Origin of the sequence: Nocardia araoensis NBRC 100135, assembly GCF_000308435.1 — a bacterium.
Classification (GTDB): domain Bacteria; phylum Actinomycetota; class Actinomycetes; order Mycobacteriales; family Mycobacteriaceae; genus Nocardia; species Nocardia araoensis.
In genome coordinates, this window is record NZ_BAFR01000189.1 from 113,989 (window position 1) to 135,861 (window position 21,873).

General features: G+C 69.4%; 9 protein-coding genes. 4 read left to right on the forward strand and 5 right to left on the reverse strand.

The window, feature by feature from the left end; all coding sequences use genetic code 11:
* Positions 1-29: 29 nt before the first annotated feature.
* Positions 30-392 carry an ArsR/SmtB family transcription factor gene (locus ON21_RS25260; RefSeq protein ID WP_039801556.1) on the reverse strand — a complete coding sequence of 121 codons (363 nt, stop codon included), beginning with the start codon at positions 390-392 and terminating at the stop codon, positions 30-32.
* A gap of 93 nt (positions 393-485) precedes the next feature.
* Here ON21_RS25260 and ON21_RS25265 point away from each other — a divergent pair, with 93 nt between their 5' ends.
* Entirely contained in the window at positions 486-2,444 is a 1,959-nt protein-coding gene (locus ON21_RS25265) for a heavy metal translocating P-type ATPase (RefSeq protein WP_039801557.1), read from the forward strand.
* A 55-nt stretch (positions 2,445-2,499) separates the two neighbouring features.
* Here ON21_RS25265 and gnd read toward each other — a convergent pair whose 3' ends face one another.
* Both gnd and ON21_RS25275 read right to left on the reverse strand, forming a co-directional pair.
* Positions 2,500-3,945, reverse strand: a complete 1,446-nt coding sequence (gene gnd / locus ON21_RS25270; RefSeq protein ID WP_039801559.1) for an NADP-dependent phosphogluconate dehydrogenase — start codon at positions 3,943-3,945, stop codon at positions 2,500-2,502.
* 367 nt (positions 3,946-4,312) lie between these two features.
* Positions 4,313-4,759 (reverse strand): MarR family winged helix-turn-helix transcriptional regulator, encoded by a 447-nt coding sequence (locus ON21_RS25275; protein ID WP_039801561.1) that lies wholly within the window; start codon positions 4,757-4,759, stop codon positions 4,313-4,315.
* 218 nt (positions 4,760-4,977) lie between these two features.
* Between ON21_RS25275 and ON21_RS25280 the strand changes: the two genes are divergently transcribed.
* The 3 genes from ON21_RS25280 to ON21_RS25290 all read left to right on the forward strand — a co-directional run bounded on the left by ON21_RS25280 (position 4,978) and on the right by ON21_RS25290 (position 10,839).
* Positions 4,978-6,207: a TetR/AcrR family transcriptional regulator gene (locus ON21_RS25280; RefSeq protein ID WP_083880874.1), complete on the forward strand. Its 1,230-nt coding sequence runs from the start codon at positions 4,978-4,980 to the stop codon at positions 6,205-6,207.
* 214 nt (positions 6,208-6,421) lie between these two features.
* Positions 6,422-8,257, forward strand: coding sequence for an acyl-CoA dehydrogenase (locus tag ON21_RS25285; RefSeq protein ID WP_039801564.1), 1,836 nt, complete (start codon positions 6,422-6,424; stop codon positions 8,255-8,257).
* 230 nt (positions 8,258-8,487) lie between these two features.
* Complete coding sequence (locus ON21_RS25290) at positions 8,488-10,839, forward strand: arylsulfatase (RefSeq protein WP_039801565.1); 2,352 nt, start codon at positions 8,488-8,490, stop codon at positions 10,837-10,839.
* 96 nt (positions 10,840-10,935) lie between these two features.
* Here the strand turns inward: ON21_RS25290 and ON21_RS25295 are convergent, their stop codons facing one another.
* Together ON21_RS25295 and ON21_RS25300 are read right to left on the reverse strand one after the other, a co-directional pair.
* A complete protein-coding gene (locus ON21_RS25295; protein WP_039801567.1) occupies positions 10,936-11,730 on the reverse strand; it encodes an FkbM family methyltransferase in 795 nt (264 codons plus the stop codon).
* On the reverse strand, positions 11,724-21,873 hold a 10,150-nt coding region (locus tag ON21_RS25300), incomplete at its 5' end, for a non-ribosomal peptide synthetase (protein WP_157170962.1). The genes ON21_RS25295 and ON21_RS25300, both read right to left, overlap by 7 nt.

Sequence of the window (21,873 nt, forward strand, 5' to 3'; positions counted from 1 at the left end):
CAGGGGGATCGTTTCTGCCGCGCGGTCGGTCAGCCCGCGGTCCGGGGTCGGTCGGCCAACCCGAGACGCAGGTGTTCGCTGTGGTAGATCGCCTCGTCCAGCAATTGGGCGACGTGGTTGTCGTAGAGGCTGTAGACGATGCTGCGGCCGGTGCGGGTGCCCGTGACGAGCCCCAGATTGCGCAGCAGCCGAAGCTGGTGGGAGACCGCGGACTGTTCCATGCCGATGGCGTCGGCCAGCGCGCTCACCGGCAGCGGGCCCTGACGCAGTTCGGTGAGGATCATCAAGCGACTCGGCGTGGCCAGCGCCTGCAACGTGGTCGCCACGTGGGTGGCCGATTCGGGATCCAGGCGCACGGCAGGACGGTCCCTGCCTTCGACACCGTGTCCCATGACTGAACAGCATACTCTAGGAACAGATGAAGACATGTTCATGTTTTCTGGTATGGTCGGGCCATCTGTTCGTTGCCGTTCTGGAGGTGACCCGTGGCCGCGCCGACGCTCGCGCCGACCCGTCCGACTCCGCCATCCGGTCGCGTCCCCATGCGCCGGACCGGGTTGTTCGCTCTGCCCGAAGCCCGTTGGGCCGCAGCGGCTGTGGTGTTCTTCTGCGCCGGGCTGGCGGTGCGGCTCACCGGCGGCCCCGAGTGGATGTGCTGGGGTCTGTATCTGGCCTGCTACGCGACAGGCGGTTGGGAACCCGGGTGGGCCGGATTGCAGGCGCTACGCGACAAGACGCTCGATGTGGACCTACTGATGGTCGCCGCGGCGATCGGAGCGGCGGCCATCGGCCAGATCACCGACGGCGCCTTGCTGATCGTCATCTTCGCCACCTCCGGCGCCCTGGAAGCACTGGCCACCGCCCGCACCGAGGACTCGGTGCGCGGACTGCTCGACCTCACCCCGGACACCGCGACCCGGGTGGCGCACGGTGGCGAGGAGGAGACGGTGCACGCCACCGAACTGCACGTCGGCGACGTCCTCGTGGTACGACCGGGCGAGCGGATCGCCGCGGACGCGACGGTCCTGTCCGGCGGCAGTGAAGTCGATCAGGCCACGATCACCGGCGAACCGTTGCCGGTGAACAAGTTCGAGGGCGACGAGGTGTTCGCGGGCACCCTCAACGGCACGGGCGCCCTGCGCATCCGCGTCGAGCGCCGGGCGCAGGACTCCGTGGTCGCGCGGATCGCCGCCCTGGTCGAGCAGGCCGCCCGAACCACATCGCGCACTCAGCTTTTCATCGAGAAGGTGGAACAGCGCTACTCCATCGGCATGGTCGCGGTCACCCTCGCGGTGTTCGCCATCCCGCTGCTCCTCGGCGACAACGTGCGGCGAGCACTGTTGCGAGCGATGACGTTCATGATCGTCGCCTCCCCCTGTGCGGTGGTGCTGGCCACCATGCCGCCGCTGCTGGCGGCGATCGCCAACGCCGGTCGTCACGGTGTCCTGGTCAAATCGGCGGTGGTCATGGAAAAGCTCGGTGCCACCACGCACGTCGCCTTCGACAAGACCGGCACCCTCACCCGCGGCATCCCCGAACTCGCCGAGATCCGCTGCCTGGACCACCGATTCACCGAAGCCGAGTTGCTTCGGCTCGCCGCGGCGGCCGAGCACCCGAGCGAACACCCCCTCGCGGCGGCGATCGTGCGCGCCGCCCACGCCCGGAATCTGCGACTGCCCGAGGTCACCGAGTTCACCGCCCACCCCGGTCGCGGTGTGACCGCCCGCGTCGGTGACCGCCTGATCGGCGTCGGCTCCCCCACCGCCTGGGGTCCCGCCCGTGAAAGCGACACGGCCGTCGACGCCCTCCACGCGAGCGGCTACACCGCCGTGGTGGTGACCTGCGAGCACGAACCGATCGGAGTGCTCGCGCTGACCGACCAGCTCCGGTCCGAAGCGCTGGCGGCGGTCCGCGCGACGACCGAGGTCACCGGCAGCGCGCCGGTGCTGCTGACCGGCGACAACACCGCCACCGCCGATCGGCTCGCCGCGCGGGTCGGTATCACCGACGTCCGGGCCGAACTGCTGCCCGACGACAAGATGACCGCGGTGCGCGAGTTGCAGGCGGGGGGACGGAAAGTGACCGTGGTCGGTGACGGCATCAACGATGCCCCGGCGCTCGCCGCGGCCGAGGTCGGCATCGCCATGGGCGGCGCCGGATCCGACCTGACCTTGCAGACCGCGGACGCCGTCGTCGTGCGCGACGACCTGACCACGATCCCCGCGGTGATCGCGCTGTCCCGGCAGGCGCGACGGGTGGTGGTCGCCAATTTGGCCATCGCGGCCACCTGCATCGGTGTGCTGGTCGTCTGGGACCTCGCCGGGACCCTGCCGCTCCCGCTCGGCGTCGCCGGGCACGAGGGATCCACCGTCCTCGTCGGGCTCAACGGGCTGCGCCTGCTCCGCCGGGCGGCGTGGGAGCGAGCTGCCCGATCACAGGACTGAGGGCAACGCGCTGTCGCACTGCGGAACGATTTCCGCAGTGCGACGGCGTGTCCGGCTAGTCGGCGCGAACTTCGCTGCGGTCACCGCTCCACAGCGTGTGGAACTTGCCTTCGGCGTCCACACGCTCGTAGGTGTGCGCGCCGAAGAAATCGCGCTGTCCCTGGGTGAGCGCGGCCGGGAGCCGCTCGGCGCGCAGTGCGTCGTAGTAGGACAGCGACGACGCGAACGCGGGCACCGGAATGCCGAGCAGGGTCGCGGTGGACACGACGCGGCGCCAGCTGTCGATGGCCGTCTCGATCGCCTCGCGGAAGTACGGCGCGAGGATCAAGCTCGGCAGCGCCGGGTTCTCGTCGTAGGCTTCCTTGATCCGGTTGAGGAATCGGGCGCGGATGATGCAGCCGCCGCGCCAGATCGTCGCGAGGTCGCCCGGGCGCAGATTCCAGTCGTATTCGGCGCTGCCCGCGGCGATCTGGTCGAAGCCCTGCGCGTAGGCGACCACCTTCGACGCGTAGAGCGCCTGCCGGATGTCTTCGGTGAACTGCTCCACGTCGGTGGGCTTTTCGGCCAGCCTGCCGGAGGCCAGGCCACGTGCGGCCTTGCGCTGCTCGCGGGAACCGGACAGCGCCCGCGCGAACACCGCTTCGGCGATGCCGGTCACCGGCACGCCGAGGTCGAGCGCGGACTTCACCGTCCAGCGCCCGGTGCCCTTCTGCTCCGCCGCGTCGACGATCACGTCGACCAGCGGCTTGCCCGTCTTCGCGTCGACCTGATTGAGCACCTCGGCGGTGATCTCGACGAGGTAGCTCTCCAGGTCGCCGGAGTTCCACTGGGTGAACACATCGGCGATCTGCTTGGCGTCGAAACCGAGCGCGTCGCGGAACAGATGGTAGGCCTCGCCGATCAACTGCATGTCGGCGTACTCGATGCCGTTGTGCACCATCTTGACGAAATGTCCGGAGCCATCCGGGCCGATGTGGGTGCAGCAGGGCGTTCCGTCGACCTTCGCCGCGATGGATTCCAGCAGCGGCCCGAGCGAGTCGTAGGACTCCGCGGGGCCGCCCGGCATGATCGCGGGGCCGTTCAGCGCGCCTTCCTCGCCACCGGAGATACCCGCTCCGACGAAGTTCAGCCCGCGCTCGCGCATCGCGGCTTCCCGCCGGATGGTGTCGGTGTAGAGGGCGTTACCACCATCGATGATGATGTCGCCCGGCTCCATCGCGTCGGCGAGTTCCTCGATGACCGCGTCGGTCGCCGCGCCCGCCTTCACCATGATGAGCACCCGGCGCGGCTTCTCCAGCGCGGCGACGAATTCCTCGATCGTCTCGGTCCGCACGAAGTCGCCGTCGTCGCCGTGGGCCTCGAGCAGTGCGTCGGTCTTGGCGATGCTGCGGTTGTGCAGCGCAACGGTATAGCCGTTCCTGGCGAAGTTCCGTGCGATGTTGCTACCCATGACCGCCAGACCGGTGACCCCGATCTGTGCGCGCGCTGTAGAGGTCGGCATCAATCAGCTCTCTTCGTTCGACAGGGCGGCGCGTCCGCGCGAAGCTGTTCGGCGGCGGCATCGTGGAGTCCGTTTCCACGACGGTTCAGACCTTACCTACCCCGCCGGTGCGGGCACGGAGCGCATCGCGCGCCGCGAGCGCACGCCCGGCGCGCCTTCACGTCCCGGCCGACACCCGACCGGCGAGCAACCGGTCACGAATCTCGGCGAACGCGTCGGCCAACTGGTGGATGCCCGGCGTCTCCACCACCCGGGCGCTCACATCGCCTGCCGAACCCGGTCGACCGGCGGCCGAGTCATCGCGAGTCGGCCGCCGGTGATCCGGCTCGGCGATGCGACCGCCGTAATCCGCGCCCCCGCTTCCGCATCACCCGTAGGCGATGCGCTCGAGCAGGTCCAGCGCTTCGCCGACCTTGTGCAACTCGCCCGTCCGCAAACTCTCCGACAACGCTTGCGCCAGCGCGTCGTTCGCGGACGCCTGGTGTCCGCACACCCAGGCCCGGCCTTCGTCGGTGAGGGTCAGATTCACCCGGCGTCCGTCGTTCGGGTCGCGCACACCGACGATCAGACCCTGGTCGCGCAGGCCGTCGACCACGTTGCGCATCGTCTGCGGCCGCAGCATCTCCAGCCGCGCCAGGTCGACCGCGGCCATGGCGCCGTATCGATGCAGTCGGCCCAGCACCGCCCACTGCGTCGCGGACAGCCGCCGTTCGTCGGGATCCCTTCGGGCGCGCCGCAGGATCACGGTCGACGCGATGCGCAGGCGGGCCGCCATGGTGGACAGTGCTGTGACGTGCGCGGTGTCAGCGCTCACGGGCGGGCTCCCTCTGCTTACCTGATCGACAACGATCCCCGGGCTGGTGATAGCTGCGGGAAGCCTACTCGACAGTAGGACCTCGGCGTGGCCTGTGACGAAATCGTCATACGGACGGGTGGCCGCGACGGATCCGCCACGGCGCACCAGCTATCGGGCCGCCGAAGGCAGACGACCCGGCCCCGCAGCGGACCGTCCGATGCGCGACACTGACCGCGATGGGCACACAGGCGAACAGCGGACAGCCACGACGGAGACCGCCGCACCGACGCGAGATGATCCTGGACGCCGCGGTCGACGCCTTCACGCACGGAGGCTATTACGGCACGACGATGGCCGACATCGCGGCGGCGGTCGGCATCTCGGCGACGGCGCTGTATCGGCACTTCCGCAACAAGCAGCAACTCTTGGGACAATGCTTGCTGGTCGGGCTCGACGACACCTTGAACCGGCTGGACGCCGCGTATCGCGCCGACGACTCCGGCGCCGCGGTGCTGGCCGAGTTGGTCCGGGTCGCGCTGGATCTACGCGGCCTGCCGCGGCTGTGGCAACTGGAGTTCCGCAATCTGACCGCCGCCGACAAGACCGCGGTGCTCGTCCGCGCCGCGCGGCTCACCCGCTACCTGCGACACACGATCCGCCTGCGCCGCCCCGACCTGAGCACGGCCGATGTCGAACTGCTGAGCTGGTGCGTGCTGTCGATCGCGGTCAGCCCGTCCTATCACCGCGCCGAGTTGCCCGCGCAGGCCGCCGCGCAGGTGCTCGACGCCGCCGTCGCGGCGGTGATCACGACCCGGATGCCCGATCGCCCGGCCGGTCCCGCGCCGAACCGCCCACCGCGCGGGGAGACCGGCAACACCGCACTGGACCGGGCGCTGCGATCGGAGCGGATGCTCGCCGAGGCGGCGCGCTTGTTCAGCACCCGAGGCTATGCCGCGGTCGGTATCGAAGACATCGGCGCTGCCGTCGGCGTCACCGGGCCCGCGCTGTACCACCACTTCTCGAGCAAAGCCGAGTTGCTGGACCAGATCGTCCGACGCCAGGACGAGTGGCTGCGGCTGCTGCTGGCCCGGGCCATCGCCGAGAGCCGCGGCGCCGAGGAATCCATGCGCTCGCTCATGCGCGGCTTCGCCCAATTGGGTGTCGACGAACCCGATCTCTTGGCGATCACCGTCAGCGAGACCCGGCATCTTCCGGGCGACGGGGTGCAGCGCTACCGGCGCGTGCGGTTGGACGGCATCGCCCAGTGGGCCCGCATGCTGCAGGCCGTGCGGCCGGATCTGCCCGCGCCCGCCGCGCGAGTGCTCAGCCGCGCCGTCATCACCGTCGTCATCGATGCCGTACGCAATCCCCGCTTCCGGCGGCGCGCCGATCTCGTGGACGTCCTCGTGGCCATCGGCGAGCGAATCGAAACGGCCGGAATGGCCGGCCGCCGTTCGCCACAGTGATTTATACCACTTAGCCGTCATTAACTTACTTGCGCCAATAATGGGCTATCAGCGGATTAAATGCCGTCGGACATCCGACCATTTACTTAGCAGTCATTAACATAAGATTGCTTTCGGGTCATCGGTGCCGCACAGTTTGCCGTGGGTGATCACTTCCGTGCGCCCGCCGAATCCCTTGCCGGTATCCCGGCCGATCCTCGAAAGGCCTTGGCTCGTGAGCCATTACAAGAGCAACGTGCGCGACCTCGAGTTCAATCTCTTCGAGGTGTACGGACTCGACGACATCCTGCGGACCGGAGCGTTCGGGGACCTGGACGGCGATACCGTGCGATCGATGCTGGCGGAGGCGGCGCGCCTGGCCGAAGGACCGGTCGCCGAACCGTACGCCGAAGCCGACCGCAATCCCCCGGTTTTCGATCCGGCCACCCACTCCGTCAGCCTGCCGGAATCGTTCAAGAAGGCGGTGCGCGCCTGGCACGACGCCGACTGGTGGCGCGTCGGCAAGGCCGAGGCGGTCGGCGGGGTGCCCGCCCCCTCGATGGTCAGCTGGGCCATCAGCGAATTCGTGCTCGGAGCCCAGCCCGCGGCCTACCTCTACCTGACCGGTTCGATGATGGCCCACATCGTGCACAACATCGGCACCGAGCAGCAGCGGCGCTGGGCACAGTTCATGACCGAGCACAACTGGGGCGCCACGATGGTGCTGACCGAGCCGGATGCCGGTTCCGACGTCGGCGCGGGTCGCACCAAGGCGATCGAGCAGGAGGACGGCTCCTGGCACATCGAGGGCGTCAAGCGGTTCATCACCTCCGCCGACTCCGACGACCTGTTCCCGAACATCGCCCACCTGGTGCTGGCCCGTCCCGAGGGCGCCGGACCGGGCACCAAGGGCCTGTCGCTGTTCTTCGTACCGAAGTTCCACTTCGATCACGAGACCGGTGAGCTGGGCGAGCGCAACGGTGTGTTCGTCACCAACGTCGAGCACAAGATGGGCCTGAAGGCCTCCGCCACCTGTGAGGTCACCTTCGGCGGCCACGGCATCCCGGCCAAGGGCTGGCTGGTCGGCGAGGTGCACAACGGCATCGCCCAGATGTTCCACGTCATCGAGGAAGCCCGGATGATGGTGGGCACCAAGGCCATCGCCACGTTGTCCACCGGCTACCTCAATGCCCTCGACTACGCGAAGAACCGCGTGCAGGGCAGCGATCTGACCCAGATGGCGGACAAGACCGCGCCGAAGGTCCCCATCACCCGGCATGCCGATGTACGCCGGTCGCTGATGATGCAGAAGGCCTACGCCGAGGGACTGCGCGCGGTCTATCTCTACACCGCGGGCCACCAGAACGAAGCTGTGGCACAGCACATCTCGGGCGCCGACGCCGAACTCGCCGCCCGCGTCAACGACCTGCTGCTGCCGATCGTCAAGGGCGTGGGCTCGGAGCGGGCCTACCAGTACCTGACCGAATCGCTGCAGATCTTCGGTGGTTCCGGGTACCTGCAGGACTACCCGATCGAGCAGTACATCCGGGACGCGAAGATCGACTCGCTCTACGAGGGCACCACCGCCATCCAGGCGCAGGACTTCTTCTTCCGCAAGATCGCCCGCGACCGCGGCGTCGCCTTGGCCCACCTCGCGGGCAAGATCCGGGACACGGCACAGTCCTCCGTGGGCAACGGGCGGCTCAAGGCCGAGAAAGTGCTGCTGGCCACCGCGCTGGAGGACGTCCAGGACATGGCAGGCCGGTTCACCCAGCACCTGCTCGCAGCCCAGCAGCAACCCGCCGAGTTGTACAAGATCGGATTGAATTCCGTCCGGTTCCTGCTCTCCGTCGGCGACCTCCTCGTCGCCTGGCGACTCATCGTCGCCGCCGAGATCGCCGCTGCGGCCCTCGATGCCGACGCCGATGATCAGGACCGTGCCTTCTACCAGGGCAAGATCGCCGTCGCGTCGTTCTTCGCCAAGACGGTCCTGCCGCACCTGAGCGCGGAGTGGTCGGTGATCTCCGACGTCGACATCAGCGTGATGGATCTCGACGAGGCCGTGTTCTGACGCGCTCGCGCATCACGGTCGCACCGGCCGCCGCATCCGACGATGCGGCGGCCGGTCCGCTTCGGCCACTGACAGCCACGCCCGCGTCGTCTAGCATGTGACTCACGTCGCAATACCTGATTCCGCAGTGCCACCGCGGCACCGCTCGTCGACGCAGTGGCATCGCACGCGTTCATTCCCAGACCCAGGCTGGCGGTGTCCAGCCCATCCGTAGAACGGAGGGCGGGTAGATGTCACTGGAGGAATACAAGCCGGGAACGGCTTTTCCCGGAATCATCGGACGAACGACCGACGTGTCGAGTCCCGCGTGGCCGCAACCGGTGCGGGCGCGGACGGGCGCGCCGAATCTGCTGTTCATCGTGCTCGACGACACCGGGTTCGGACAACTCGGGTGCTACGGCAGTCCCATCGCCACACCGCATATCGACGCTTTGGCCGCGGACGGATTGCTGTACAACAACATGCACACGACCGCGTTGTGCTCACCGTCGCGTTCGTGTCTCATCACCGGGCGCAACCATCACGCCAACGCCATGGCAGGCATCACGGAGATCGCCACCGGATATCCGGGCTACAACGGCAATATTCCGTTCGAGAACGGATTCCTCTCCGAGATGCTGTTGCAGCACGGCTACAACACCTACATGGTCGGCAAATGGCACCTGGTGCCGTCGGAGCAGGAATCGGCGGCAGGCCCCTATGATCGCTGGCCGCTCGGGCGTGGCTTCGAGCGGTTCTACGGTTTCCTCGGCGGTGACACCAGCCAGTGGTATCCGGATCTGGTATACGACAACCACCAGGTAGAGCCGCCCGCAACCCCGGACGAGGGCTACCACCTGACCGCGGACCTGGTCGACAAGGCGATCTCTTTCATCGCGGGGGCGAAGCAGGTCGCACCGGGCAAGCCGTTCTTCTTGAACTTCTGCACCGGCGCCACGCACGCACCGCACCACGTGCCCAGGGAGTGGGCCGACCGCTACCGCGGCCGTTTCGACGGCGGCTGGGACGCCTACCGCGAGTACGCGTTCGACCGTCAGCGCGAACTCGGTGTCGTACCGCGGGACGCCCGGCTCTCCCGCCGTGACCCCGACGTGCCGGACTGGGGCTCGCTATCGGCCGACGCCCGCCGCCTGGCGGCACGGATGATGGAGGTCTACGCCGGATTCCTCACCCACACCGACCATCACATCGGGAGGCTGCTGTCCTTCCTGAAGGAGATCGGCGAACTGGACAACACGTTGGTCGTGCTGGTGTCCGACAACGGCGCCAGCCCGGAGGGCGGAGCCAGCGGGACCACGAACGAACTGCAGTTCTTCAACAATGCCCCGGAATCGATCGAGGACAGCCTGCGGGCCATCGACGAACTCGGCGGTCCGACCACGTTCAACCACTATCCGTGGGGCTGGACCTGGGCCGGAAACACGCCCTTCCGGCGGTGGAAGCGCGAAACCTACCGCGGCGGCGTCAGCGATCCCTTCCTGGTGCACTGGCCTCGGGGCATCACCGCGCGGGGCGAGCTGCGCACCCAGTACGCGCACCTGATCGACGTCGTCCCCACGGTTCTCGACGCGCTGGGCATCGAACCACCCGACACCATCAAGGGCGTATCCCAGGCCCCTCTGCACGGGGTCAGCTTCGCCCACACCTTCGACGATTCGACCGCGCCGACCCGTCACCGCACGCAGTACTTCGAAATGCTGGGCCACCGGGCCATCGACCACGACGGCTGGCGGGCCGTGTGCCCCTGGCCGGGCCCGTCGTTCGCGGAGGCGGACCGACCGTTCGGCACCCCGATCACGGCCGCGGACCTCGGCAGGCTCGACGCCCAGCACTGGGAGCTGTACCACGTCGCCGAAGACTTCGCCGAGACTCGCGACCTGGCCGCCGAGCATCGCGACAAGCTCATCGAGATGATCGCCCTGTGGTACGTGGAAGCCGGCCGCTACAACGTGCTGCCCATCGACAGCAGCGGGTTGCAACGCCTGATCACGGAGCGGCCGCAGATCACACCCGCCCAGACCCGATACACCTTGCGCCCGGGCACCGAGACGCTGCCCGCGGCGGTCTCGCCGCGCGTGCTGAACCGCCCGCACAGCGTCACCGCCGAGGTGGAGATCCCGCCCGGCGGCGCCGAGGGCGTCCTGCTGTGCCAGGGAACCAATGCCGGAGGCTGGACCTTCTACGTCGAAGACGGCCGCCTGCACTACGCCCACAACTACGTGCGGCGCGCCGTGCACCGCGTCGCCTCCACACAGGAGATTCCCGAAGGGCGCCACGAATTGCGCTTCGAGTTCGAACCCACCGGCGCGCCCGACTTCGCCAATGGGAAAGGCACCCCTGGCACCGCCCGGCTCTACATCGACCGCAGCCCGGTCGGCGAGGCCGATTTCCCGTTCATCACGCCGGTCGCGTTCAACCCCGGCGGGATGACATGCGGCGCCAACCCGGGCTCCGCTGTGGTGCCCGATTACCGGCCGCCGTTCCGGTTCACCGGCACATTGCGCACGGTCGTGGTCGACCTTTCCGGGGAGCTGATCACGGACGCCACGAGCGAGATGCGCATGCACATGGCCCGGCAGTGACGTCCTCGGCAGCGGGAAAATGCGATCCGGCACGGGAACGGCCGCGGGGATCGTCCGCAGGCTGTTCCCGTGCCGGTGCAGCACGGCGCCGGACCGTCAGACGGTGTCCGACCGGACGGCGTAGATCTCGTACAGTTCGGTTCCGGCCAGGCTCGGGTCCTGGCGCGTCCGCACGGACAGGCCGTGCCTGGTCAACAATTCGCAGCACTGCACCAAGCGATCGTCCCGATCGTGCACCTCGGCGACGACGGCACGGATATGGAGCCAGTCCGCGTCGGCTATGCCGCGCAGCACATCGAGTTCCGCTCGCTCGACATCGACCTTCAGCAGGCCGACCTCCGCGTGGTGACCGTGCTGGTCGAGTATCCGGGACACCGTGGTGACCTCGACGTCCATTCGCTCACCCTCGTGCAGCCCGGCGGTGATGAGCGCGATCGCCTCGTCGTTCAGGCCGCTGTTGCGCAGATAGATCTCGGTGGCTCTGTCGTCGGCTTCGCGGTCGGCGTACAGACCCGAATTCGCCGACGCCCGTGGGTACCAGGTGAACGGCGCGCTGCCGGGCGCCGCCCCGACCGCGACCTGCAACGGGACGCCGTCGGGCACATGAGCGGCCATATTGCGCTGCAGGCAGTCGAAGGTCGCCGGGGCCGGCTCGGCGGCGATCACCCGGACCCCGGGACAGGTGTCGGCGAACATCATCGCGCTCAGGCCGATGTTCGCGCCGATGTCGAGTACGAGGTCCCCTGGCCGCAGTAGCGCGGCCGCTAGCCGATAGAAGCCGTCGGTCGACATCTCGCCCCACAACATCCGCGCCTCGGCCGGACCGGTGCAGGCGACCGTCCTGCCGTCCTCGAGCCGGAGTTGCTGGAGTCGATCGAGAGCCTTCAGCATGCGCTCGAGAACCTTTCGAGGATCGGGCCGATGACGGCCAGTGCGTGCGGGTGGGTCAACTCGAGATGTCGTGCGTCGACGACGGTGTTGTGCAGGTCGCCGGTGATGAACGGCCGCCACGTCCGCACGACGGCGTCGTGGTCCGCGCGGTCTTTGCCCGCGGTGAAGAAGACCAGGTCGCCGTCGAAGACCCCGGGCCGGTATTCCCGGGCGATGCCGCTCGCGGTCTCGAAACTGTCCATCACCCGGTCGACCTGTTCGGCGGTGAACATCCCGGTGGCGGTCACCTGATCGCGGATCACCGCCCAGGCCTGCTCGCGGGTCTGCGCGGTCACCTCGGCGCCGAGGTCGAACAGCTCACGCCAGCCACCGAGCAGGTCGGCCATCAGTTCGCCGGGAGCGGGGTCGTCCGCCGTCGTGCTCGTCGCCGCGGCCAGCGCCTCGGAGTCGCCGACGGCACTGTCCATCATGGCCAGCATGCCGACCTGCTGTCCCGCTCGCTGGAGCCGGACCGCGACGGCATGCGCGATCGCACCGCCCAGCGACCATCCCAGCAGGTGATACGGCCCGCTCGGCTGCACCCGGCGGATCTCGGCCACATAGCGTTCCGCGAGTTCGTCGACGGAATGCGCCCCGGGTTCGCCCGCCACCACATGGGGATCCTGCAAGCCGTAGACCGGCCGGTCCTTGTGCAGATGTTCGACCACTCCGCCGTAGAACCATGCCAGCCCACCCGCGGGATGCACGGCGAACACCGCGGGCTTCGGACCGTGCGCCCGCAGCGGAAGCAGTACCTGCAGCCCCGAGCCGCCCGCCGCGCCGTCGGCCCTGGCCGCCAGCGCCTGCGGCGTCGCGTCGTCGAACATCCACGGCAACTGGATCGTCACGCCCCGGCCGCGCAACTCGGTCACCACCATGGTGGCCAGCAGCGAGTTGCCGCCGAGATCGAAGAATCCGTCCGATGCCCCGACCCGCGCTACGCCCAGGACCTGCGCGTAGACGTCGCTGATCACTTTCTCCGTATGGGTGCGTGGCGCCACGTACGCGATCGCCGACTCCTGGAACTCCGGATCCGGCAGGGCTTTCCGGTCGAGCTTGCCGTTGACCGTCAACGGCAGCGCGGGCAGCACCATGATCGTCGCGGGCACCATGTAGCCGGTCAGCACCTGGGCGGCGGTCTCGCGGACCTCGGCCGGATCGATCCGCTCGCCGTCGACGCCGACGACGTAGCCGATCAGCTGATCCACCTCGCGCTCGTGCCGGTGCACCGCGACCGCGGCCTGGGTGACGAGCGGGTGGCGCAGCAGCGCCGACTCCACCTCGCCGAGCTCGATGCGGAAGCCGCGCACCTGCACCTGCGCGTCGGCGCGGCCCGCGTACGCCAACTCCAGCCCGCTCGCGGACTTCCGCCAGCGGCCGACGTCCCCGGATCGATAGAGCCGGGTGCCGTCGGCGGCGAAGGGATCCGCCACGAATCGGCCCGCGGTCAGTGCCGGGGCCCCCAGATACCCACGGGAGAGCTGGCCACCGGCCACGTAGATCTCTCCGGCGACGCCGATCGGCGCCGGACGCAGCCGGTCGTCGAGGACGTACACCCGCAATCCGGGCAGCGGCACCCCGATCCCGGCCGGGCTCGGCTGCGTGACCTCGGAGAACGTCACGTGCACGGTCGTCTCGGTGATGCCGTACATGTTGATCAGCCGTGGCGTTCCCGCCGCGTGCGCGGCGAACCAGTCGTGCAACCGGGACGCGTCCAGCGCTTCGCCACCGAAGACGACATAGCGCAATGCGAGATCACCTGCCGGACAACCCGATTCCCGATAGCGACGCTCGGCGTCGGCGAATCCGTAGAAAGCCGAAGGCGTCTGGCTCAACACCGTCACGCCCTCCCGCGCCACGACCTCCACGAACGCCTCCGGCGACCGGGATGTGTCGTAGTCGACCACGACCACCTTGCCACCCGACAGCAGCGCGCCCCAGATCTCCCACACCGCGAAATCGAAGGCATAGGAATGGAACATCGTCCACACGTCGTCGGGTCCGAGGTCGAACCGCTCGGCCGCGTTGGTGAACAGGGTGACCGCTTCCCGGTGGCCCACCGTCACGCCCTTCGGGCGGCCCGTCGAACCCGACGTGTAGATCACGTAGGCGACGTTGCCCGGTCGCGCTCCCGATACCACCGGATCCGCGGCGCCCGCGTCGTCGTTCGCGCATTCCTCGACGAGCAGCACCGGCGCGGCGCACTCGGGAACCGCCGCGGACATGCCCGCCGAAGTCAGAACCGCCGCGGGACGCGCATCGTCGAGCATGAATCGCAACCGTTCGGGCGGATACGCCACGTCCAGCGGCAGATATCCGGCACCCGCGCGCACGACGCCGAGCAGGCCCACGATCAGATCCACCGAGCGCGGCAACGCCACGGCCACCAACGATTCCGGACCCACTCCCCGCTGTGTCAGTCGAGCGGCCACCGCGGCGGAGCGCCGATCGAGTTCCGCGTAGGTCAGCCGGGAAGCGCCGTCGGTCACCGCGACCGCGTCCGGCCGCGCCGCGGCCTGGGCGGCGAACAGTTCCGCGAGGGTGGTGTCCGGCACCGCGACCCCGGCGCCACCGGCCGCGTCGAGCAACTCCCTGCACTGCGCCGGGCCCACCAGGTCGATGTCACCGACGGCGATCTCCGGATTCGCGGTCACCTGCTCCAGGATCCGCACGAAGGCCGCGGCGAACCGCGTCATCGTGTCCTCGACGAAGAGGTCGGTGGCGTAGGTCAGGCGTCCTCGGATGCCGTCCGCCTGTCCCTGCGCGCCGGACCGTTCGACCAGATTGAGGTTCAGGTCGGCCTGCGCGGGTTCGAAGCCGTTCTCGACCGGCTCGACGGTGAGCCCCGGCAGTTCCACCGTGGCCCCACTCAGGTTCTGCACATCGAGCGTCACCTGGTACAGCGGCAGATGGGCCGTGGACCGCGGCGGATTGATCGCCTCCACCACCTGCTCGAAGGGCACGTCGGCATGGGCGAACGCGGCCAGATCGGTTTCCCGCGTCGCCGCGAGCAGGTCGGCGAACGACTGACGCGACGACACCTGTGACCGCAGCACGAGGGTGTTGACGAACATGCCGATGAGATCGTCGAGTTCGCGCTCCCCACGTCCTGCCACCGGAGTGCCCACCGCGACATCGGTGGTACGGGCCGCCCGCGACAGCAGGACGGTCAGCGCCGCGTGCACGACCATGAAGACCGTCGCGTTCGCCGCGCGCGCGACCACGCCGATTCGTTCCTGCAACGCGGCGGAGATCTCGAAATCGACCGTCCGGCCGCGCATGGAAGCCACCGGTGGGCGCGGCAGGTCGGTGGGCAGTTCGAGCAGTTCGGGCAGCCCGCCGAGGGCCTCCTTCCAGAAGCGCAGCTGCCGGGACATGACCGAACCGGGGTCGCGCTCGTCACCGAGTACGTCGCGCTGCCACAGCGTGTAGTCCGCGTACTGCACCGTGAGAGCGGACCAGGACGGCTGCGTCCCTTGCCTGCTCGCCTGGTAGGCCACCGCCACGTCCCGCGCGAGCGGCAGCATGGACTGTCCGTCGGCGCAGATGTGGTGCACGGCGATGACCAGAACGTGCTCGTGCTCGCCGAGCCGGAACAACGCCATGCGCAGCGGGGGCGCCTGCGTCACGTCGAAGCTCGCCGAGACGGTGGCGAGCACTTGTTCCATCAGCCGCTGCGCCTCGACGGGAACGGCGGTCAGCCCGGTCGCGACCTCCTCGACGGGAACCGCGACCTGGTGCGGTGTCCCGTCGGTCATGGGGAATCTGGTCCGCAACGACTCGTGCCGATCGATCACCAGCTCGCACGCGCGCCGCAAGGCGTCGAGGTCGAGTTCGCCTTTCAGCCGGATCACCAACGGGATGTTGTACGCGCCCACGGAGGTGTCGAGCTGGTTGAGGAACCACATTCGCTGCTGCGCCGGCGACAACGGCACCAGCTCGGGACGGGTGCGCGGTACCAGCGACAGCCGGGCCGTCCGCTCGGAGGCGTCCAGGCGGGCGGCGAGTTCGGTGACCGTCGGTGCTTCGAACAGGTCGCGCACGCCGACGCGCACGCCGAGCGCGGTGCCCAAGCGAGCGGTCACCCGCGTCGCCGACAACGAGTTGCCGCCGAGGTCGAAGAAGCTGTCGCCCGCCCCGACCCGGTCGATGTCCAGGACGTGCCCGAAGACTTCCGCGACTTGCCGTTCGGTCTCCGTGCCCGGCGCGGTCCAGGTCCGCGCCGCCGAGAACCGCGGTGCGGGAAGTGCGAGGCGGTCGAGCTTCCCGGTTCTGGTGAGCGGGAATTCGGCGAGCACCGTGCAAGTGTCGGGCACCATGTGCGCGGGCAGCCGCAGCCGCGCGGCGGCCCTGATTTCCTCTGGATCCACGTTCTCGGCGCCGACCAGATAGCCGACGAGCCTGCCGACGCCGCGCTCGTCCTCGCGCGACACGACGACCGCCTTCTGGACACCGGCTTGCGCGGCGAGCACGGCCTCGATCTCACCGAGCTCGATCCGCTGCCCGCGGATCTTGACTTGGAAGTCGCTGCGGCCGAGGTATTCGACGGTGTGCTCCGGTGTCCAGCGGGCCAGGTCGCCGGTGCGGTACATGCGTGAACCCGGCGCGCCGAACGGATTCGCGACGAACGCGCTCGACGTCGAAACCGGGCGGTTGACGTAGCCGCGGGCCAGTTGCACACCGGCCAGATACAACTCACCGACCACGCCCACCGGCACCGGCCGCAGCCAGGCATCCAACACGACGGCCTCGACGCCGCTGATCGGTCCACCGATCGTGACGGCGGCGTCGGGAGACAGCGGACCACCGATCGCGGCGAGAATCGTCGTCTCGGTCGGACCGTATCCGTTCAGCAGTCGCCGGCCCGGCGACCACTGCGTGACGATCTCCGGCGTCACGGCCTCGCCACCGGCAACCAGCACCCGCAGGGAGTCCAACCCCGCAGGAGACATCGTCGACAGCACGCTCGGTGTCATGAAGGCGTGCGAGACCCGCTGCCGCCGAATGAAGTCCGCCAGTTCGGGGCCGCCGAACACCTCCGGCGGCGCCACCACGAGCGCCGCGCCGTTGCAGTGGGCCAGCAGCAGATCGAGGACGACGACGTCGAAACCGGGAGCGGTCGCGTGCAGTACCCGCGACCGGCTGTCCACGCCGAAGCGCTCACGCTGCACGGCCGCGAAGTTGGCCAGTCCCTCGTTGGTGACCGCGACGCCCTTCGGCGTCCCGGTCGAGCCCGAGGTGTACAGCACGTACGCGGTGTCGCGGACGTGTGGCGTCCTGGTCCGATCCGTGTCGGAAACCGCGGCCGACGACCGCGCCCCGATCGCCGTACGGGTCCGCGGATCGTCGAGTACCAGCCGCCGGACGGGGCCGGAGACCAGCTCTCGCGATGCCTCGACCGTGACCGCGACCCGCACCTCGGAGTCGGCGACCATGTGCCGGACGCGTTCGGCGGGGTTGCGTGGATCCACGGGGAGGAACGCGGCGCCGGTCTTGGCGACCGCCCACATGCCGACCACGAGTTCCACCGATCGAGGCATCGCCAACGCCACTTGGTCGCCGGGGCCGACTCCCCAGTCGATCAGCTCGCGCGCGACCTGGTTCGACCAGGCGTCCAACTCGGCGTACGACATCGAGTGCTCGGTCGAAATGATCGCCGTCGCTGCGGGATCCAGCGCCGCACCGGCGGACAGCAGCTCCGCCAGCACACGAGGCGATGCGGCGAGCCCGCCCGTGGCGGGGACCAGGTCACGGCGCTCGCCCGCGGTCAGCAGGTCGACCGCGCCCAGCCGCGCCCCCGGATCGATCGTGATGGCGCGCAGCACGGTCTCCAGACGGGCGGCCAGCCCGGCCGCCGTCAGGTCGTCCACGCGGTCCTGCTGGTAGCGGATCATGACGTGCAGCCGATCGGTCTGGTGCGCCTGCACTGTGATCGGGTAGTGCGCGGCATCGCTTCCGTCCACAGCGACCACGCGCATGCCGTCGATGTCCGCGTCCCCCAGGCCACTGCTGTCGACCGGGTACGACTCGAAGACGACCAGCGTGTCGAACAGTTGGGCGGCGCCCGTGTCCGACAGGATCCGGGACAGTTCGACGTTGTGATGATCCAGCAGGCGGGTGTTGTCGGCCTGCAACCGCCGCAGCGCGTCCTCGATGGTCGCGGCCCGCGGAAGGTGCACCGCGACCGGGATCGTGTTGATGAACAGGCCGATCATCGACTCCACGTCCGGCAGGTCGGCCGGACGTCCCGACACCGTGCTACCGAACACCACGCGCTCGGTGCCGAGCAGGTTGCCCAGGACCACCGCCCAGGCGAACTGCACGATCGTCGCCATGGTCACCGCCCGTGCCCGAGCGAACTCCACCAGTTCCGCGGTGACGGCGCGATCCAGCACCACGGGCAGGTCGACCGGGATGCCGACCGTCGTGTGCGTCCGCGCGTCGGCGACCACCGTCGGTTCGGTGAAATCGCGCAGGACCTCGCGCCACACCTCGATTCCGGTCGACGGCTCGCGCCGGTCCAGCCATTCCAGGTAACCGCGGTACGACGTCGCGGCGGGCAGCAACTCCGCTCGCGCGCCGACCGCGTAGAGCCCGATCAACTCCCGCCACAGCAAGGGCAACGACCAGCCGTCCAGCAGCAGATGGTGCGCCGTCAGCACCAGCCGGAAGTCCTGCGGCGCCACCGCGATGAGCAGCAACCGCAGCAGCGGAGGATCGGCGGGATCGAACGGGATCGCTCGCTCCGCCGCGATCAGCTCCTCCGGTGTCGTGCCGTCGCGCAGCGCGACCCGCCGCAAGCGCACAGCCGCGGCCGCCGGGATCACCTGCGCCGGAATGCCATCGGCCGTTCGGACGAAGGCCGCTCGCAGATTCGGATGACGTTCCAGCAAGGCCACCGCGGAGCGCTCGAGCCGATCCTCGTCGATCGCACCGGCGAGGACGAGCGTCGATTGCGCCGTGTAGACATCGAGGTCACCAGCGGCGAGCTCGGCGTGGAACAGCAGACCCGCCTGCAGCGGCGCCAGCGACCAGACATCGCCGAGCGCTCCGTAGCGGTCGGCGAACGTGTCCAGATCGGACTGCGTCACCTCGACGAGCGGAACGTCGGCGGGTGAGAGGCCCCAGTCCTCGTTCGCGCGGGCCGCGGTGGCGATCGCGGTCACCGCGCCGACCCATTCCTCGGCGAGCTCGGCCACCTCGTCGCGCTCGAACAGCCGGGACGCGTACCCGATCCGCGCCGACAGGCACGGTCCCGCCGTGGTGTCGGCGATGTGCACGTCGATCGTGACGGCCGCCGCCGCGGGCATGTCGGGATCGAAGGCCGCCCACCGGTCGAACGGCTCGTCGGTCGGAATCCACGCGAGGTCCGACAGTGTCGTGAGATCGACGCCGACCCGGCCGAGATTGTTGAATCCGATCTGCGGCTCCGGCAGTGCCGCGAGCCGGTCGCGGGTGTCGGCGTGCAGGTAGCGCAGCAGGCCGTAGCCGATGCCCTTGTCCGGGATCTCGCGCAGTTGATCTTTCACGGACTTCACCGCGGCACGCGGATCGTCCGTATCGACCCCGCTCAGGTCGAGCGCCACCGGGTAGGTGTCGGTGAACCAGCCCACCGTGCGGGAGACATCCGCTCCCTCGGCGATCTGTTCGGCGCGGCCATGCCCCTCCAGCAGGACTTTCATACCCGCGTGCGCGACTCCGCGCCGACTGCGCCAGCGTGTCGTCGCCACCGCCAAGCCGGCCAGCAACGCGTCGTCGACGGAGCCGTGCGCGGCCTTCGGCACCGCGTCGAGCAATGCCGAAGTGACCTCCGCCGGGAGGGACACCGTCAGCTGCCGCACGGTCGACTGGGTGTCGACGGCGGGATCGAGCACCGCGCGGCCGAGCAGTGGATCCGGCGCCGCGGCCATCCGCTGCCACAGTTCGAACTCCTCGGCGCGCGCCGCCGCGGCGTCGGCCAGCGCGTGCGCCCACCGGCGCATGGACGTTCCCTGCGCGGGCAATTCCACCGTTCGCCCCTGCGTGACCTGCTGCCAGGCGGTCGCGAAGTCCGGAATCAGGATCCGCCAGGACACACCGTCGACCGCCAGGTGATGGACGACCACCAGCGCCCGCGCCTCGGCGTCGACGCCCGATTCGGGCAGCAGGCACACGACCTGCATCATCCGGCCGGCAGCCGGGTCGAGTCGGTCCGACGCCTCGGCCAGCGCCGCTTCCACCACGGCGGTGAAACCTTCGCTCCCCGGCGTCTCGTGCACGCCGAACGTGCGAGTCAGCATCGCGCCCGCGGCGTCGGCGGCGTTTGCCCGCGGCACCTCCAAGCAGTGTTCGCGCAGCCGTGCGCGCAACATGTCGTGCTGTCGCAGCACGGCCCGCACCGTCGCGGTCACGTCCTCGACTCGCGCGTCGCGCGGCAAGCGCACCAGCATCGACTGAGCGAACCGAGGGGCGGCGCCGAGGCGCTCGGTGAACCAGGAGACCACCGGGGTGAACGGGATCTCGCCGACGCCACCACCCGGCAGCTCCGCGAGCGAGGTGCGTTCGGCGGCCGCGGCGACCCGTGCCAGGCCACGGACGGTCTTCTGCTCGAAGATGTCGCGCGCCGTCACGACCACACCGGCCGACTTCAACCGGGAAGCCAGCTGGATCGACAGGATCGAATCGCCACCGAGGGCGAAGAACGACGTGGTGACACCGACCGACTCGACGCCGAGAACGTCCGCGAACGCGGCCGCGACAGTGCGTTCCAGATCGGTGGACGCCGCCTCCGCGTCGTCTCCTTCGACTCGGAACACCGGCTCCGGCAATGCTTTCCGGTCCACTTTGCCGGTCGAGGTGATCGGCATGCGATCGAGCACGGTGAGCACCGACGGCACCATGTGCGCGGGCAACACCGCCGCGACATGGTCCAGCACGGTCTCCGGATCGGCGACCGTTCCGGCTTCGGTCACGATGTACGCGGCCAGCGCCGGGTGTCCGCCCGGCCCGGTCCGGCTGACGGTCACCGCCGCGGCCACCGCCGGATGCGTGAGCAGCGCCGCGTCGATCTCACCGAGTTCGATGCGCTGGCCACGGATCTTGATCTGGAAGTCGCTGCGGCCGACGTATTCGAGCGTGCGCCGCGCCGTCCAGCGGACGATGTCGCCGGTGCGGTACATCCGCGCGCCCGGCCTGCCGTAGGGATTCGCGACGAACGCACCGGCCGTGACCGCGCCGCGGTGGAGGTATCCGCGCGCCAGCTGGGCACCCGAAAGGTACAGCTCCCCGGCGACTCCCACCGGTACCGGGCGCAAACGCGCGTCCAGCACCAAGGCCTCCGCGCCGCGGATCGGGCCGCCGATCGCGATCGGATCGCCCGGCCGCACCGGGTCGCTCATCGTGATCACGATCGTCGTCTCGGTCGGGCCGTAGATGTTGTGCAACCGCCGTCCTGGCGCCCAGGTGGCGATCAGCTCGGCGGGCACCATCTCGCCGCCCACCGCGAGCATCCGCACCGATTCCAGACCGGCGGGCGTCATCGTGGCCAGCACACTCGGCGTCAGGAACGCGTGCGACACCTCATGTGTCCGGATCAGCTCGGCCAGATCCGGCCCACCGAACACCTCCGGTGGCGACACGACCAACGCCGCGCAGGCCGCGTGTGCCATCAACGCTTCGAGCAGCACCGCGTCGAACGCGGGCGCCGCCACCTGCAACACCCGGGACGTGCCGTCCACCCGGTAGCGATCGGTCTGCTCGGCCGCGAAGTTCGCCAGCCCGGCATGCGTGACCACGACGCCCTTGGGCGTTCCCGTCGACCCGGAGGTGTAGATCAGGTACGCGGCGTCCTCGATGCGCAGAGCACGTCCGCGATCGGCGTCCGTCACCGCATCGCTGGCCCGCGCCGTGATCTCCTCCGCCGTGCGCGGATCGTCGAGCATCAGCCAGCGCACATCATCGGGCAGCGCCGCGCGTGCGGTGGCGAGCGTGATCCCGAACTCGACCCCGGAATCGCTCACCATGTGTGCGATCCGCTCGGTGGGATAGCGCAGATCGACCGGAACGAACGTGGCGCCGGTCTTCGCGATCGCCCACATGGCGACGTGATAGTCGACCGAGCGCGGC